Below are 1,095 nucleotides of genomic sequence, written 5' to 3' on the forward strand. Positions count from 1 at the left end.
TTTTCGTGAAGCCATCCAGCCTTACGGCGCGTACGTCAGCAGCAGCTCGGCCGGCACCTTGAAGTCCAGGGACATCATGACGCTCAGGGCGGTGATGGTGAAGATCGAGAACACGAACAGCTTGCGTGCCCAGACCGTGTCATCCACCGCCTTGTAGCCGGTCCAGGCCATGTACAGCCAGTACATGCCCATGGCCGCGGCGACGGCGAGGTAGCTCATGCCGGCGTAACCGCTGAAGGTCAGCATCAAGGTCGCCACGAGGAACGCCAGGATGTAGAGCAGGATGTGCTTCTTGGCCACTTCGATTCCGCGCTTGACGGGCAGCACCGGAATCGATGCAGCCAGGTAGTCGTTGAAGCGGAAGATCGCGATGGCGTAGGAATGCGGCATCTGCCACAGGCTGAACATCACCAGCAGGGTCAGTGCGGCCATGTCGAAGCTGTTGGTTACGGCAACGTAACCGATCACTGGCGGCATGGCGCCCGACAGACTGCCCACCAGCGTGCCGTGAACCGACTTGCGCTTGAGGTACAGGCTGTAGAAGCCGACGTAGATGATGAAGCCGATTACCGCGAACAGGGCGGCCAACGGGTTGGCCACCTTGTACAACAAGGCAACGCCGAGAACACCCAGGATGGTCGCGTAGGCCAGGGCCAGTTTCAGGGAGATCAAGCCCTGTACCAGCACCCGGTTCTTGGTGCGCTCCATCTTCAGGTCGATGTCGCGGTCGATGCAGTTGTTGAACACGCAACCGGAGGCCACAACCAGGGAAGTGCCGATCATGGCGGCCAGGAACACCGCCAGATCTACATGCCCTTTCGAGGCCAGGAAGAACCCGCCTGCCACAGAAAGCACGTTACCGAAAATGATCCCCGGTTTGGTGATTTGGATAAAGTGCTTGAGCGACATCGGGTCTACCTCACTTCGCCATCATGTACGTGTGGATGCTGAACATGATCCACAGCGACAGGCCAACCAGCAGCAGGATCACGATGGCCGTAAAGACAAACGCGATCACGTTGTTACGTTGTGCAATCGAACGGTCCAGGTGCAGGAAGTAGTACAGGTGAACGATCACCTGGATTACCGCGAACA

At 58.4% G+C, this 1,095-nt stretch carries 2 protein-coding genes; both read right to left on the reverse strand.

The window, feature by feature from the left end; genetic code table 11:
• Window positions 1–21 precede the first annotated feature (21 nt).
• Complete coding sequence (gene cyoE / locus DBR18_RS27980; protein WP_108592771.1) at window positions 22–909, reverse strand: heme o synthase; 888 nt, start codon at window positions 907–909, stop codon at window positions 22–24.
• Between the two features lie 10 nt (window positions 910–919).
• On the reverse strand, window positions 920–1,095 hold a 176-nt coding region (locus DBR18_RS27985; RefSeq protein WP_177482449.1), incomplete at its 5' end, for a cytochrome o ubiquinol/quinol oxidase subunit IV.

The organism is Pseudomonas sp. HMWF021 (assembly GCF_003061005.1).
Classification (GTDB): domain Bacteria; phylum Pseudomonadota; class Gammaproteobacteria; order Pseudomonadales; family Pseudomonadaceae; genus Aquipseudomonas.

Excerpts from the sequence above, each read along its gene's own strand:
- cyoE (WP_108592771.1), bottom strand. The coding sequence starts at position 909 with ATGTCGCTCAAGCACTTTATCCAAATCACCAAACCGGGGATCATTTTC.